General features: G+C 68.3%; 18 protein-coding genes. 12 read left to right on the top strand and 6 right to left on the bottom strand.

What is annotated here, in order from left to right:
* Positions 1–21: 21 nt before the first annotated feature.
* The 5 genes from CLG85_RS18920 to CLG85_RS18900 form a co-directional block, all read right to left on the bottom strand.
* A complete protein-coding gene (locus tag CLG85_RS18920) occupies positions 22–1,302 on the bottom strand; it encodes a TRAP transporter large permease (protein WP_095883991.1) in 1,281 nt (426 codons plus the stop codon).
* On the bottom strand, positions 1,299–1,766 hold the full coding sequence (locus tag CLG85_RS18915; protein ID WP_260349853.1) for a TRAP transporter small permease: 468 nt from the start codon (positions 1,764–1,766) through the stop codon (positions 1,299–1,301). The genes CLG85_RS18920 and CLG85_RS18915 overlap by 4 nt, the downstream gene beginning before the upstream one ends.
* Entirely contained in the window at positions 1,763–2,140 is a 378-nt protein-coding gene (locus CLG85_RS18910) for a cupin domain-containing protein (RefSeq protein WP_260349852.1), read from the bottom strand. Before CLG85_RS18910 ends, CLG85_RS18915 begins: the two co-directional genes overlap by 4 nt.
* Positions 2,137–3,120 carry a TRAP transporter substrate-binding protein gene (locus CLG85_RS18905; RefSeq protein WP_260349851.1) on the bottom strand — a complete coding sequence of 328 codons (984 nt, stop codon included), beginning with the start codon at positions 3,118–3,120 and terminating at the stop codon, positions 2,137–2,139. Before CLG85_RS18905 ends, CLG85_RS18910 begins: the two co-directional genes overlap by 4 nt.
* A gap of 342 nt (positions 3,121–3,462) precedes the next feature.
* The gene (locus CLG85_RS18900) at positions 3,463–4,143 is read right to left on the bottom strand and encodes a GntR family transcriptional regulator (RefSeq protein WP_095882548.1); all 681 of its coding nucleotides are present in this window, start codon (positions 4,141–4,143) and stop codon (positions 3,463–3,465) included.
* Positions 4,144–4,220: 77 nt separating this feature from the next.
* Between CLG85_RS18900 and CLG85_RS18895 the strand changes: the two genes are divergently transcribed.
* The 12 genes from CLG85_RS18895 (at position 4,221) to CLG85_RS18840 (ending at position 13,892) form a co-directional block, all read left to right on the top strand.
* A complete protein-coding gene (locus CLG85_RS18895) occupies positions 4,221–4,742 on the top strand; it encodes an isocitrate lyase/PEP mutase family protein (RefSeq protein WP_260349850.1) in 522 nt (173 codons plus the stop codon).
* Positions 4,729–5,082: a hypothetical protein gene (locus CLG85_RS18890; protein WP_260349849.1), complete on the top strand. Its 354-nt coding sequence runs from the start codon at positions 4,729–4,731 to the stop codon at positions 5,080–5,082. Before CLG85_RS18895 ends, CLG85_RS18890 begins: the two co-directional genes overlap by 14 nt.
* Positions 5,083–5,118: 36 nt before the next feature.
* The gene (locus tag CLG85_RS18885; protein WP_095882546.1) at positions 5,119–6,102 is read left to right on the top strand and encodes a TRAP transporter substrate-binding protein; all 984 of its coding nucleotides are present in this window, start codon (positions 5,119–5,121) and stop codon (positions 6,100–6,102) included.
* Complete coding sequence (locus tag CLG85_RS18880) at positions 6,099–6,590, top strand: TRAP transporter small permease (protein ID WP_095882545.1); 492 nt, start codon at positions 6,099–6,101, stop codon at positions 6,588–6,590. Before CLG85_RS18885 ends, CLG85_RS18880 begins: the two co-directional genes overlap by 4 nt.
* Complete coding sequence (locus CLG85_RS18875) at positions 6,587–7,876, top strand: TRAP transporter large permease (RefSeq protein WP_095882544.1); 1,290 nt, start codon at positions 6,587–6,589, stop codon at positions 7,874–7,876. The genes CLG85_RS18880 and CLG85_RS18875 overlap by 4 nt, the downstream gene beginning before the upstream one ends.
* Before the next feature lie 128 nt (positions 7,877–8,004).
* A complete protein-coding gene (locus CLG85_RS18870) occupies positions 8,005–9,348 on the top strand; it encodes a cytochrome P450 (RefSeq protein WP_260349848.1) in 1,344 nt (447 codons plus the stop codon).
* A 69-nt stretch (positions 9,349–9,417) separates the two neighbouring features.
* Complete coding sequence (locus tag CLG85_RS18865; RefSeq protein WP_260349847.1) at positions 9,418–9,765, top strand: hypothetical protein; 348 nt, start codon at positions 9,418–9,420, stop codon at positions 9,763–9,765.
* A gap of 99 nt (positions 9,766–9,864) precedes the next feature.
* Positions 9,865–11,214, top strand: coding sequence for a PepSY-associated TM helix domain-containing protein (locus CLG85_RS18860; RefSeq protein WP_095884289.1), 1,350 nt, complete (start codon positions 9,865–9,867; stop codon positions 11,212–11,214).
* Between the two features lie 129 nt (positions 11,215–11,343).
* Positions 11,344–12,057 carry an energy-coupling factor ABC transporter ATP-binding protein gene (locus tag CLG85_RS18855; RefSeq protein ID WP_095884290.1) on the top strand — a complete coding sequence of 238 codons (714 nt, stop codon included), beginning with the start codon at positions 11,344–11,346 and terminating at the stop codon, positions 12,055–12,057.
* Positions 12,032–12,649: a CbiQ family ECF transporter T component gene (locus CLG85_RS18850; protein ID WP_095884291.1), complete on the top strand. Its 618-nt coding sequence runs from the start codon at positions 12,032–12,034 to the stop codon at positions 12,647–12,649. Before CLG85_RS18855 ends, CLG85_RS18850 begins: the two co-directional genes overlap by 26 nt.
* 12 nt (positions 12,650–12,661) lie before the next feature.
* Positions 12,662–13,204 (top strand): biotin transporter BioY, encoded by a 543-nt coding sequence (locus CLG85_RS18845; protein ID WP_095884292.1) that lies wholly within the window; start codon positions 12,662–12,664, stop codon positions 13,202–13,204.
* A gap of 7 nt (positions 13,205–13,211) precedes the next feature.
* Positions 13,212–13,892 (top strand): nitroreductase, encoded by a 681-nt coding sequence (locus tag CLG85_RS18840; RefSeq protein ID WP_260349846.1) that lies wholly within the window; start codon positions 13,212–13,214, stop codon positions 13,890–13,892.
* Here the strand turns inward: CLG85_RS18840 and CLG85_RS18835 are convergent.
* On the bottom strand, positions 13,885–14,883 hold a 999-nt coding region (locus CLG85_RS18835; RefSeq protein WP_260349845.1), incomplete at its 5' end, for a thiolase family protein. The two genes, CLG85_RS18840 and CLG85_RS18835, sit on opposite strands and share 8 nt — an antisense overlap.

Genomic DNA, 14,883 nt, shown 5'->3' with positions numbered 1-14,883 from the left:
GACGTGAGAGGGATCGGGGCGTCAGAACGCCCCGGTCAGGCCGGTGACGATCCCGGGGAACAGGACCAGGAGAAGCAGCACCGCCACCATCGAGCCGAGGAACGGCAGCAGGTAGCGGAAGGCGGCGGACATCGGGATGCCCCCGGTGCGGCAGGCGGCCATGAGGTCGATGCCGAGCGGCGGGGTATTGGCGCCGATGGCGAGGTTGATGGTCAGCAGGATGCCGAAATAGACCGGGTCGATCCCGTAGGCCCGCAGCACCGGCAGGAAGACCGGCGCGAGGATCAGGATGATCGCGATGCTTTCCATGAAGGTGCCGAGGATCAGCACCAGCAGCATGATCAGCAGCAGCGCCACGGTGGCGTTCTCGGTCAGCGCGAGGATGCCGTTCACCGCCAGCTGGGGCACCTGCTCGGCGGCAAGGATCCAGCCGAAGACCGAGGCGGCGGCGATCACGAAGAGGATCGATCCGGTCATCTCGGTGGTGTCGCGCAGGATCTTCCCGATGCCGCGCAGGTCGAGGCTGCGGTAGAGTAGCCCGCCGGTCAGCAGCGCGTAGACCACGCCCGCGCCCGCCGCCTCGGTCGGGGTGAAGATGCCGAAGCGGATGCCGCCGACGATGATCACCGGGGCGATGAGCGCGGGGACGGCCTCGATCAGCCGGCGCCGCACGTTGGCACCCGAGACCGGTTCGCCGCCGCGCCAGCCGTTGCGGCGCGAGATGATCCAGGCCACCACCATCAGCCCGAGCCCCAGCATCAGCCCGGGGATGATCGCGCCGAGGAAGAGCTGGCCGATCGAGGTGTTGGTGGCGGTGCCGTAGACGATGAGCACGATCGAGGGCGGCACGACGGTGCCCAGCGAGCCGGCGCAGCCGAGCGCGGCGCAGGAAAAGCCCGGCGCGTAGCCGCGCTCCTTCATCGCGGGCAGCAGCATGGTGCCCACGGCGACCACGTCCGCCACGCCCGAGCCCGACAGCGATCCGAAGAGCAGGCAGGCGGTGATCATCACGATGGCGAGCCCGCCGGTGCTGCGCCCGACCAGCGCCGAGCAGAGCGCGACGATGCGCGGCGCGAGCCCGCCCTGCACCATCAGCATCCCCGCCATCAGGAAGAGCGGGATCGCCAGCAGGGTGAAACTGTCGATGCCCGCGATCATCCGCTGCGCCACCACCATCATCGGGGCCAAGTCGGCGACGGCGATGTAGAGTGCCGAGGCCAGCCCCAGCGCCACGGCGATGGGCGCGTCGATCAGGATCAGCACCACGAAGCTGCCGAGCAGCAGTGCAAGCTCCAAGCTCATGACCGGCCTCCCCGCAGCAGCAGCGCCAGCACCGAAAGCCCGGCGCCGATCGGCAGGCAGAGGTAGAAAAGCCCGCCCGGCAGGCTCATCGCGGTGGTCTGGTGATGCCAGGTGAAGAGCGTGATCTTCCAGCCGGTGACCACGAGGATCAGCAGGAAGGCGGCGCTGGCCAGCCACGCGAGGGCCAGCAGCACGCGGCGCGGCGCGCCGTCCGGCAGCAGCATCTCGAGGATGCCGGCGCGGAAATGCGAATTTCTCAGGAAGCCCGAGATGATGCCGATGAAGGTGATCCAGACGAGGATCAGCCGTGGCAGTTCCTCGGACCAGCGCGGGGTCTGGCCGAGCGCGTAGCGCGACAGCACGACCCAGGCGACCAGCGCCGCCAGCGCGGCGACGCCAAGCGCGCCGACATGGCGCGCCGCGCCGTCGAGCAGCGCGGCGGCACGGGAGCGGAACTCGGTCATTTCGGCACTCCGAATTCGGGGGCGTGGCACAATTGGCACTCGTCGCAATAGGCCGCGACGACGACCCATTCCTCGCTCAGCACCTCGACTTCATGCACCACGCCCGGCGGCAGCCGCAGCGCGGTGCCTTCCCTCATGAAGAACTCCTGCCCGTTCGCGCGCAGCACCGCCTCGCCCTTGAGCGTCAGCGTGACCTCGTCGCGCGGATGGGCGTGGGGCACGCTGCGCGCGCCCCGCCTGCCGGTCGTGACCGCGAACTTGATGAAGCCTTCCCCACGTTCCTTCGGCGAAAACAGCACTTTCTGGCTGAAATCGAAAAGCTGGACGGGGGCAATCTCGCCCAGCTCCTTCACTTCCGGCAGGCGCTCGCTCATTTGCGGTACTCGTTCAGGATCGACAGCAGCTCGTCGCCGTAAAGACCGGCGTTCTCGTCCCAGATCGGCTGCACGGCCTCGATGAAGGGCGCCTTGTCGACCTCGTTGACCTCCATGCCGTGCTCCTCGAGCTTGGCGATCATCTCGGCGTCGCTGTCGGCGACCATCTGGCGCTGCTTCTCACCCCATTCGAGGGCGGCGGCCTGCACGATGTCCTGATCCTCGGGCGAGAGTTTCTCCCAAACCGGCTTCGAGAGCACCAGTGTCGCCGCGCCCCAGACGTGGCCGGTCAGCGAGACGTATTTCTGCACCTCGTAGAAGGACGAGGAATAGATGATCGACAGCGGATTCTCCTGCGCGTCGAACACGCCCTGCTGTAGCGCCGAATAGAGCTCGCCGAAGGCCAGCGGCGCGGGTTCGGCGCCGAGCGCCTCGAAGGTCGCGAGGCGGACCTTGTCGGGGGTGACGCGGATCTTCAGCCCGGCGAGATCGGCGGGGGTCTCGATCGGCTGCTTGGAGTTGGTCACGTTGCGGTAGCCGTTCTCCCACCACGCCAGAACCTTGACGTTCTGCGCGTCGAGAAGCTCGGCCAGCTTCTCGCCCAGCTTGCCGTCGAGCGCGGCAAAGGCCTGTTCGCGGCTGGTCCAGGCGTAGGGCATCTCGATGATGCCCATCTTGGGCTCGACGGTCTGGAACGAGCCCGCGCCGATGACGCCGCCCTGCACCGAGCCAAACTGCAGCCCTTCGATCATGTCCTTCTCGTTGCCGAGCTGGCCGCCGGGGAAGATCTCGATCTTCACGCGGCCCTCGGTCTTTTCCGCGACCTCGTCGGCGAAGCCGGTGGCGGCGACGTTCCAGCTGTGGCTGTCCGCCAGCACGTGGCCGATGCGGATGGTGGTTTCGGCCAGCGCACCGCCGGCGCAAGCAAGGCCGAGCACGGCCGAGGCGACGGCGCTCTTGAGCAGGGTGTTGAGGTTCATTTTGGACTCCCGTTGGTTTGTGCCGGGATAGAACCTCGCCCCCGCCGAAACAGCAAATAGGCTGGGGCTATGCTTCCGATGGGGCTTGGCAATGCATGCCGCGAGGGCTTGAAGATGGCAGCGAATGGCGCGCGGGACGCGGAGACCGCAAAGGTGAAAGCCCGCTGACGCGCTCCCCGAAAACGTCCCCGTTTCAGCTTTGAGTTCTCCGGACGGAAGCCTCGCCCGGGAGAGGAGCGGCGCACAGAAGGCGTTCATCATCAAGCAGGAGGAGGATGGCACCCCTGCGTTGGCAGCCCGAGCCTTTCGCCGGACTGGGACATCATTGCCCGAGGGGCGCGTTCATTTCTCTCGAGACAAGGGAGCGTCGCTGGTCGCATCGAAGGTGTCGATCGACGATAGCACATGGCTGCGCATTGCCGACTCGGCGCGGCTGACACTGCCAGCACGCAAGGCCGCCAGGATGCAGCGGTGGTCGTAGATGCTGCGCTCGAGCCGGGTGATGTCGAAGCGGTTGTAGGTGCGCATGATGACGCCCAACTTCATCAGCGAGCCGGCCATCTGGGCGAGCTGCGGGTTGCGTGACATCTCGAGAATCTTCAGGTGGAACGCGGTGTTCTGCACGGAAAATGCCTCGAGGAAATCGGTTCCCCGGCCCGCCGCAATCTTGTCCATGGCGTCGCACATGGCTTCCAGCTCGTCGAGATCCTTCGCGCGCGCATGCTGTGCCGCGAGCCCCGCGCCGAGAGTCTCGAGCGCCGCGCGGATCTCGAACAGGTCAGTCAGGTCCGAGCCGCTGTACTTGGCGACAACCGCCCCCGATCCCGCCCTTATGTGCACGAAACCCTCGCGTTCCAGCCGGCGCAGCGCGTCGCGGATCGGCGTGCGGCTCACCCCCGCACGTTCGGCAAGCTCCGCTTCGATCAGACGGTCCCCTTCGCGGTATTCGCCATCGATGATGGCCTGCCGGATGACGTCGTAGCCAGCCTCGCCAGCGGTAGAGCTTTTCGTAGACTTTTTCATCAGATTGTATACCGTGAGGTCAGAATCATGAATATTTTCGCATGTTTTAATACACTTTGTATTCTAAGTGAGGGAAAATGCAAGGAACACTCAAGGCGCGCCTGGCCACTGGCGAGATGCTCGTCGCGCCCGGCGTCTATGACATGATCTCGCTGCGCATGGCCGTCTCGGCCGGGGCGAGCGTGGCCTATATGACTGGTTACGGGAGTGTCGCGTCGCACCTCGGGCTGCCCGATGCGGGGCTCGCGTCCTACCGCGACATGGTCGGCCGGGTCGAGGTGATGGGCGCCTATTGCCGCGAACGCGATATACCGCTGATCGCCGATGGCGATACCGGCTACGGTGGCATCGTGAACGTCGCGCACACGGTACGCGGATACGAGGCCGCCGGGGCGAGCGCGATCCAGATCGAGGACCAGGTCTTTCCGAAGAAATGCGGTCATACACTTGGCCGCGCGGTGATCCCCACCGAGGACATGGTGACCAAGATCAAGGTCGCGACGGACGCGCGCCGCAGCGACGAGTTCCTGATCCTCGCCCGCACCGATGCGCGCACCACCCACGGGCTCGACGAGCATCCACCGGATGGAGCAATATGACGCCGCCGGTGCCGACATCCTCTTCATCGAGTCCCCGGAAAGCGAGGCCGAGCTTGCCCGGATCGCGGCGCATTTCTCGAAGCCGGTGCTGGTCAACAACGTCGAGGGCGGACGCACGCCGGTGCTGCCGCAGGCGCGGCTCCGGGAGCTGGGCTTCGGCCTTTCGATCTATCCCGCCACCGGCTTCCTTGCCGTCGGCGCGGCGCTCGAGAACGTCTACGCCGGCCTGCTGAACGGCGGCGAGGAGGCAATAACGACGCCGCTCTACAACTTTGAAAAATTCAACAAACTGATGGGGTTCGAGGAAATCTACGCGCTGGAAGACCGTTTCAAGGCCTGACGGGGAGGTCTGGCTTTTCATAGGGAGGAGGAAATCATGAAGCACTTGAAGGACATTCTTTGGGCAGGGGCGATTGCGCTGCTGCCGGTCGGAGCGCTTGCCGAGACCATCACACTGGCCTCGACCGTGCCCGACAGCGGGGTGAACCGCGTGGTCACCGAAACGCTGGTCGACGCGCTCCACGAGGCGAGCCCCAAGACGACGGTCGACATCTTTCTCGACGGCTCTCTGGGCGGCGAGCGCGAGCTGCTCGACTTGCTGCGGCTCGGCGAGACGGACATCCACATGGGGGTGATCCACGCCTCGCTCTATTTCCCGGAACTCGATGCGACCCTGGTGCCCTACCTGTTCCCAGATTACGCCAGCATCCAGGCGTTCCTGGCCTCGGACACCGGCGACCGGCTGAAGGCGGCGCTGGAGGAGAAGGGCAACGCCAAGTTCCTCGGCACCTACTACCAGGGCGCGCGCTGGACCACCGCGAACCGGCCGTTCCGGACCCTGGACGAGCTCAAGGGGCTCAAGATCCGCATGCCGGAGATCCCGTTGTGGATCAAGATCTGGTCCGGGATGGGCGCGACGACGACCCCGATGCCCTCGCCCGAGGTGTTCTCGGGGCTGCAGACCGGCGTGATCGACGCGCAGGAGAATATGCTGAGCAACATCCTCGGTCGCCGGCTTTACGAGGTCCAGAGCCATCTTATCGCGACCGAGCACCAGCATAGCTACATCACGATCATGGCCAATCTCGACTTCTGGAACGGGCTGGACCCAGAGGCGCAGGCGCAGCTCCAGGCGGCGGTCGACAAGGCCACGGCAGCAGGCTCGCAAAGCGCCTTCGAGGAGAACCAGAGCCTGATCGACGAGATCGTCGCCTCGGGTGTCGAACTGGTGCAGCCCGATCCCTCCTTCCGCGCCGACAGCATGGAGATCATCCGGGCGGCCGCCAACAGCCAGCTTGAACCGGGCATCTACGAACGGGCGGTCGCGGTCATCGAAACCACGCAGGGCACCGGAAATTGAAGCGTGCCACGCAGCTGATCGTGAAGGTGAGCGACGCCATCGCCACCTTCGCCTTCGCGGGCTTCCTGTGCGCGATCGTCGCACAGGTAGCCTACCGATACGCCGGGATATCGATGGTCTGGAGCGAGGAACTGGCACGGCTTCTGAACGTCTACATGGTGTTCTTCGGCCTGATCCTAGTGACGGCAGACGGCGGGCATCTCAAGATCGACATACTCGAACGGTCGATCCGCTCGCCCGAGGCGCTGCGGCTTCTGCGCTGCTCACACAGGGTCCTGGCGCTGGTCTTTCTGCTCTGTCTGGCCTGGGGCGGGCTGCAACTGACACGCTCGTCCTGGGATCACCCGCTGGCCACGATGGCCTGGGCCAATCACGGCATGTTCTACCTGCCGGTGGTCATCGGCACGCTGGTGTCCGCGGCGCTGCTCGCCCTGCAACTCCTGCCCATGCCTGAACAAGCGGCACAGCCGCAGGAGGACATCGGATGATCCAGGGCTTTGCCATGCTCGGCTATCTGGTCGTGCTGCTGGGGCTCGGCCTCGGAGCCGCCTTCGCCATGGGTCTTTCCGGCCTCATCTATTTTGGGGCGACGCGCGGCATCGATTCCATCCCCTACGAGATCATCGTGCAGCGGGTCGTCGCGGGGATCGACTCCTTCACGTTGCTGGCGATCCCGATGTTTATCTTCGTCGGACACCTGATGAACGAGAGCGGCGCAACCACCCGCCTCTTCACCTTCGCCAAGGACCTCGTCTCGCCGATGCGCGGCGGGCTGGCGCAGGTGAACGTGCTGGCGAGCATGCTCTTCGCGGGCATGTCCGGCTCGGGAACCGCCGATGCGGCGGGCCTCGGGAACATCGAGATCCGCGCCATGCGCGAGGCCAACTACGATGACCGCACAACCATCGGCGTCACGGTGGCATCGTCGCTGATCGGGCCGATCATCCCGCCCAGCATTCCCGCGATCCTCTATGCGATCCTCGCTCAGGTCAGCGCGACGGACATGCTGCTGGCCGGGATACTGCCGGGCCTGCTGATGGCGGCGGCGCTGATGCTGCTGTCGGCCTGGCACGCGCGGCGCTTCAACTATCCCCGCGGCAGCTTCCCCGGGCTGGCCCGACTCTGGGCCTCATTCCTGTCGGCCTTCGGCGCGCTGCTCACCCCGGTCATCCTCTTGGGCGGCATCATGCTCGGAATATTCACCGCAACCGAGGCGGCCGCCGTCGCCGGGCTCTGGGCCTTTTTCCTCGCAACCGTGCTCTATCGCTCGATGGGGCTGCGCGCGGTGATCGGGGTGTTGCGGCGCTCGACCTACGATTCCGCCACGATCATGTTCATCCTCGGCTGTTCGGCGGTACTGGCCTGGATCCTGACACGGGTGAAACTGCCGACGACCATCGCGACCTGGCTGATCGGCCTGTCCGACAGCCCGGCGGTCATCATGCTGCTCGTAATGGTCTTCCTGCTCGCGATCGGCTGCTTCATGTCGGTCGCCGTTGCGATCAATATCCTGACCCCGATCCTCGTGCCGATCATGGTGCTCTACGGTTTCGACCCGGTGCATTTCGGGATCATCATGATCATGCTGCTGGTCATCGGAGAGGCCACGCCGCCTTTCGGCATGGTGCTCTATGTCATCACCAATATCTCCGGGCGGCCCTTCGAGTTCGTTGTCGCCGCGGCCCTGCCGTTCCTGCTGGCGATCCTGGTGGTGGTGATCCTCGTGGCGCTGTTCCCGCCGCTGGCGCTCTGGTTGCCCAGCCTCGTACGCTGAGCCACCGCGCCCCCGTCGGAAAAGCCGCGTGTTTGAGCTGCCTCCAGCCGGGGGCCGCCCTGCCCGCCGATGCCTTGATCAGCGCCGCGCAGAGCATAAGTTTCCCATAGTCCGGCTAGGGAGAAGACATGACGCAGACGCTGCCGCCGCGCATCGAACCGGCGACCGAGCCGCTGGGGATGCTCGCGAGCCTTCGGGCCGCGCGCAGCAACGTGCTGCGGATCATCCCCGCCATCGCCTACACCCAGCCCATCGTCACCGGCACCACGGGTCATGCCCGCTGGCACATGGTGCAGGGCCCCGAGGGGATGAAGCGGCTGTTCCTCGACAACGTCGAGAACTACCCCAAGTCCGAGGTCATGCTGCGGATGCTGCGCCCGGCGGTGGGCGACAGCCTCTTCACCTCCGAGGGCGCGCAGTGGCGCTGGCAGCGCCGCGCCATCGCCCCGGTCTTCGCCGCCCGCAACGTCGAGGCGCTGGCGCCGGTGATGACCGCCACCGCCGAGCGCGCCTGCGACCGGCTCGCCGGCCGGGGCAGCGCCGAGATGGTCTCCGAGATGCTCTCGGCCACCTTCGACGTGATCTGCGACGTGGCGCTCTCGGGGCGTGAGCACTTCGATGCGGAGGCCTACGGCGAGGCGATCACCCGCTATTTCCTGACCGTGGGCCGGGCCTCGCTGCTGGATTTCCTCGAGGTGCCGCCCTGGGTGCCGCGCCCGGCCGAGCTCTTCGGGCGGGGCGCGGTGAAGACGATGCACGCCATGGTGTCCCGCGCCATCGAGGCGCGGCGGCGCGAGGCGACGGGCGGGGCCGACGATCTGCTCGATCACATGCTGGCAGCGCGGGACCCCGAGAGCGGCCGCACCATGTCGCCCAAGGACCTTCTGCATAACATGCAGTTCTTCATCGTCGCGGGCCATGAGACCACGGCGCTGTCGCTGGCCTGGGCGCTCTACCTGCTGGCCCGTGACGAGCCGGCGCAGGCGCGCGCGCGGGCGGAGGCAAGAGACGTGCTGCAGGGCGGGCGCTGCGGGCACGCGGAGCTCGAGCGCATGCCCGGCATCACCGCCGTTCTCGACGAGACCATGCGGCTCTACCCGCCGGTGGGCATGCTGGCGCGCAACGTGCGCGCGGCCGACACGCTCTATGACCGCGAGATCCGCCCGCGCGAGACGATCTTCGTCAACACCTGGGCGCTGCACCGCCACCACGCCTATTGGGAGCGGCCCGACCAGTTCGTTCCCACGCGCTTTGCCCCGGGACAGACGCGGGATCGCTACCTGCACCTGCCCTTCGGCGCCGGGCCGCGGATTTGCGTGGGGGCGAATTTCGCCATGATGCAGGCGGGGATCATCCTCGCGACGCTGCTGGCGCGCTACCGCTTCACGCCGAAGGGACCGCGCCCCGAGCCGATCATGCACATGACCGTGCGCCCCGATCCCGGCGTGACGTTGGAAATCACGCCGCTCTAGGGCGCAAGATGACCGCGAGGACAGAATTCCGGTCTTCCGCCGACGGCGGTCACGTGCCAAGAGAGCTGCATGCGACATCGGGCGGTCCTTGCGGTTATCCTGTGCCTCGGAGTGCTTCTGGCACTGTCGAGCGTGGTGTCTGCCGCGCGCATGGCCCCGGATCGCACCACCGCCGAGCTTCAGGCCTATGCCCTGGCCTTTGGCGGCTCGATCGACGAGCTCTGCGGCAAGACGGCGGGGGCGGATCACCATTGCCCGCTCTGCCACGGCCTGCCGGAGGCGCCCGAGAGCGCCCATGGCGGTCGGGCCCTGCTCTTCGAGCCGCATGACGGCTGGCGGAGCCGCGATGATCTGCACCGTGCCGCGCAGGCGCGCAACCTCTGTCATTCCACGCGGGCGCCCCCGGTTTCCGTCTGACGGCCTCGCGCCGTGCTTCCCGGAACCCTGCCTTGGTGGCCCTGCCCCGAGGCGCCCTTGTCACGCCCGGCGGCCTGCCGGGCCGCTCGGAATTGACTCATGTCGGAAACAACGCAACGCGCCGCCTCGGCCGCGCTCTACCGCGCCGTGTGGCGCTGGCACTTCATCGCCGGACTGGTGATCCTTCCCTTCGTGCTGATCCTCGCGATCACCGGGGGCATCTACCTCTTCAAGGACGAAATCAACGACGCGGCCTATGCCCGCCTGCGCGTCGTCGAACCGGCGGCCACGCAGCTCGCCCCCTCGCAGATTGCCGCCGCCGCGCTCGAGGCGCACCCCGGCGCGCTGAAGGCCTACACCCCGCCCGCCTCCGAGACCCGCAGCGCCGAGGTCGACATCCTTGGCGAGGACGGGCTGAAGGACACGGTCTACGTGAACCCCTATACCGGCGACGTGCTCGGCACGCTCTGGGACAGCGGCGCCGCCGGCAGCCCGGCGATGTACGTGGTGCGCAAGCTGCATTCGCTGGAGTACGTCGGCTGGCTCGGCAACCGGCTGATCGAGATGGCCGCGGGCTGGATGGTGCTCTTGGTTGCCAGCGGCGTCTACCTGTGGTGGCCGCGCGGCAAGGGACTCAGCACCACGACCATCAAGGCCAAGCGTGGGCGTCCGTGGTGGCGTGACCTGCATGCGGTCACCGGGCTCTATGCCGGCGTCTTCATCGTCTTCCTCGCCCTGACCGGTCTGCCCTGGTCGGCGATCTGGGGCGGCAAGTTCTACGAGTATACCAATGCCCTCGGCCTCGGCATGCCCGAGGGCTACTGGTCCGGCCTGCCCGCCTCGACCGTGCCGCTCGCCGAGGTCACCGACCGCGCGCCCTGGATCATCGAAAAACAGACCGTGCCGCTGTCCGGCGCGGCAGAGGGCGTGCCGCAGACGCTCGACCAGGTGATCGCGACGGTGGAGGATCTGGGCATCGTGCCGGGCTACGCGGTCTCGATGCCGGGTGGCCCCGAGGGGGTCTTCACCGCCTCGGTCTACCCCGATGACATCACCTTCGAGCGGGTCATCCACCTCGACCAGTACAGCGGCGCGGTGCTCTACGACGCGGGGCTGGCGGCTCTCGGCACGCTCGGCCGCTGGGCGGAATGGGGAATCTCGGTGCACATGGGACAGGAATGGGGGCTCGCGAACCAGATCGTGCTGCTGCTCGCCTGTCTCGCCATGGTCGGGCTCTGCCTGTCCGGAGGCGTGATGTGGTGGAAGCGTCGCCCCTCCGGGGCGCTCGGTGTGCCGCAAGTCCCTTCCGACTGGCGCATTCCCCGCACGCTGCTGCTGATGGCGGTCGCGGCGGGGGTCTTCTTCCCGCTGGTCGGCCTTTCGATGCTGGGTCTCGCGGCGGTGGAGGTCGCGGTTCACCTCACGCAACGGCGCAAGGCACTGGCATGACGCGGGCAGGCGCCCGCCCGGCGGGCGCCTGCTGTCCCTGCCCATGCCCCCGAGGGCACGGAAGGGATTGCAACCCCACCGCCGCGCGTCGTACCCCGGGCCGACGTCGGATCGCAGAGGAAAGCGCGGGTGCTGCAGCTCAGGAATGTCTCGGTGAAGCTTGGCGGGGTGGAGGCCCTGCGGCAGATCTCGCTGAACGCGGGGGAGCGGCGCATCGGCATAGTTGGGCGCAACGGGTCGGGCAAGACCACCCTCGCGCGGGTGATCGCCGGGCTGCAGGTGCCCGACGCGGGCAGCGCCGAGATCGATGGCCGCGACATGGCGCGCGACCGCAAGGCGGCGCTGCGCTCGGTCGGCATCCTGTTCCAGAACCCCGACCACCAGATCATCTTCCCCACCGTCGAGGAAGAGATCGCCTTCGGCCTGATACAGCTCGGCCGCTCCCGCGCCGAGGCGGCGCGCGAGGTGCAGACCATCCTCGCCCATTTCGGCAAGAGCCACTGGGCCTCGGCGCCGACGCATGGGCTCTCGCAGGGGCAGAAGCAGCTGGTCTGCCTGATGGCGGTGCTGGCGATGCGGCCTGCGCTGATCGTGCTGGACGAGCCCTATTCCGGGCTCGACATCCCCACCCGCATGCAGCTCATGCGCTACGTCGACGAGGTCGAGGCCCGCATCCTGCACATCACCCACGACCCCGAGAGCGTGCGCCACTACGACCGGGTGATCTGGATCGACGAGGGCAGGCTGCGCGCCGACGGGACACCAAGCGAGCTGCTGCCGCAGTTCGAGGCGCAAATGCGCCTCTGGGGAGGGCGCGATGATCTCTCTGACCTCGCCGGTTGAGACCTGGGCCCACCGCGTGCCCGCGGGTGTCAAGCTCGCGGCGCTGTCGCTGGCGACCGTCGGGCTCTTTGCCTTGCAGGATCCGTGGCATCTTGCGATCGCGCTCGCCGCGGTGGTGGCCCTTGTCCTCTCCGGGGGGCTCGCATTCGCCGCCGAGGCCGCGCGCAGCCTGCGCATCCTGCTGCCCTTCCTCGGGCTGATCGCGGTCTGGCATCTGGTCACCGGCCAGCTCGCCGAGGGCCTTGCCGTCGCCTTGCGCCTGCTGGCGGCGCTGAGCCTCGCGAATTTCGTCACCATGACCACGCGGCTGACCGACATGGTCGCCGTTGCCGCGTGGCTGCTGGCCCCCTTCCGCCGCTTTGGTCTCTCGACCCGCGCGCTGGAGCTGTCGGTGGCGCTGGCGGTCCGTTTCACCCCCTCGATCGCCCGCAAGGGCGGGCTTCTCACCGAGGCCTGGCGCGCCCGCTCGGCCCGCCGCGCCGGATGGCAGGTCGTCATGCCCCTTGCGGCTCTGGCCATCGATGATGCAGAACATGTCGCCGAGGCGCTTCGCGCCCGGGGCGGTGTCGAACCGCCCGAATTTACCGGATAGGAGGATCCGCCCTTGGAACGCAATCTTACCCATATCGCGCTCTTTGCCGCGCTCATCGCCGGGCTCGGGCTGATCCCCAAGTTCACCCTCGCCTTCGGCGTGCCGATCACCGCGCAGACGCTCGGCGTAATGCTGGCAGGCACGGTGCTGGGCGCGAAACGCGGCGCGCTGGCCTGCCTGCTGTTCATCGCGCTGGTGGCGCTCGGCCTGCCGCTGCTGGCGGGCGGCCGCGGCGGACTCGGCGTCTTCGCCTCGCCCACCGTGGGCTTCCTCGTCGGCTGGCCCTTTGCCGCCTTCGTCACCGGCCTCATCGTCGAGCGCTGGCGCGGCAACCTCGCGCTGGTCTCCGCCATCGCCTCGGGGGTCGGCGGCATCCTCGTGCTCTATGTCTTCGGCGTTCTCGGCATGTCGGTCACCCTCGGAAAGACCCTGCCCGAAGCGGCCCTGCTCGTCACCGCCTTCATCCCCGGTGACGTGATCAAGGCCGTTCTGGCGGGGCTCATCACCTCGGCGCTGGCCCGCTCGCGCCCCGCGAGCGTGCTCTCGCGCGGGTGATCCCGGCATGAGCCTCACGCCGGCGGAGTCGCTGCTCTTCGCGCGCCGCTCCGCCCGCGCCTTCCTGAAAGACCCCGTGCCGCGCGCCGATCTCGAGCGGATCCTGCGCGCGGCACGCTCGGCGCCGAGCGGCGCCAACCTGCAGCCCGGCCGGTTCCACGCGCTCACCGGCACGCCGCTGGCCGAGCTGAGTGCCACGCTGCTCGGCGCCATCGAGGAGGGCCGTCCGCAGGTCGCGCAATATTCCTACTTCCCCAATCCCATGCCGCCCGGGCTGAAGGCCAAGCAGCGCGCCGCGGGCTACGCGCTCTATGCCGCGCTGGGGATCCAGCGCCGCGATCTTGAGGGCCGCCGTGCGCAGTTCACCCGCAACTACGGCTTCTTCGGCGCCCCGGTCGGCATCGTCGTGACCATCGACCCCGAGATGGGCAAGGGCTGCTTCATGGACCTCGGCATGTCGCTGATGGCCTTGATGGTCGCCGCACAGGGCATGGGCTACGCCACCTGCGGCATTGGCGCTTTGGCGAACCATGCCGATGTCGCCCACGCCCATCTCGGGCTCGGCGAGGACGAAATGGTGGTCTGCGGCATGGCGCTGGGGCGTGCCGATCCCGCGGCCCCGGCGAACGGGGTCGAAACCGCCCGCGACCCGCTCGAGGCCTTCGCCACCCTGCGCGGCTTCAGCTAGAGAGCAGCACCGCCGTCCCGAGCCCGCCCGCCGCCGCGATGGCCGCGATCCCCGTGCCGCCGCGCGTCCGCACCTCGTGGAACAGCCGCACCGCATTGATCGCGCCCGAGGCCCCCACCGGGTGCCCGCGCGCCAGCCCGCCGCCGCCGGGGTTGACGATCTCGGGATCGAGCCCCGCGCCCTCGACGCAGGCGATGGCCTGCACGGCGTAGGCCTCCATCACCTCGGCGACGCGCAGATCCGCCGCGCGCAGCCCCTGCCGGTCGAGCAAGCTGCGGATCGCCGCCACCGGTGCGAGCCCGGGACGGTCTGGCCGCCCGCCCAGCGTCAGCCCGCCGAGATAGCGGAGGCCCTGCCGCCCGAGCCGCGCCGCCACCCGCTCCGAGACCAGAACGCAAAGCGCCGCCCCATCCGCCGCCACGGCCGCATTGGCCGAGGTGATCGAGCCCGAGAGCACCGGCGCCCGCGCCGCCAGCCGTGGCGAGAGCGCCCGCGTGAAGGCGTCGCCCTCCAATCCTGCGAGCGGGACGATCTCTCCGGAGAGATCGGCGCAGAGCGCCTTGCGGTGGCTCTCGATCGCCCAGAAATCCTGCGCCGCCCGGGAAATCCTGCCCTCCTGCCCCAGCGCGTCGGCCGCAGCATCCATCTCTGGGTCCAGCTTGGGCCAGGGCGCAAAGGGCGGGCGGTCGTAGGCGATGGGCGGGCCGCCCTCCGGGTCGGTGCGCAGCCGCAAGGGGCGCCGCGAGTAGGATTCGACCCCGCCTGCCAGCACCACCTCGGCCTGCCCCGAGGCAATCATCCCGGAGGCGACCACCAGCGCGTCGAGCCCGCCGCAGCACTGCCGGTCGAGCGTCAGCCCGGCCACCCGCTCGGGCAGCCCCGCCGCCAGCGCCACCAGCCGCGCGGGATTGCCGCCGGCAGCGAGCGCATTGCCGAGCACCAGCTCGTCGACCTCCTCGAGGGCCAGCCCCGCCGCCGCGACGGCGGCGCG

It is taken from the genome of Alloyangia mangrovi, from assembly GCF_002300555.2.
GTDB lineage: Bacteria > Pseudomonadota > Alphaproteobacteria > Rhodobacterales > Rhodobacteraceae > Salipiger > Salipiger mangrovi.
Note: the sequence above shows the minus strand (reverse complement) of the source record. Positions and strands in the feature narration are given on the sequence as shown.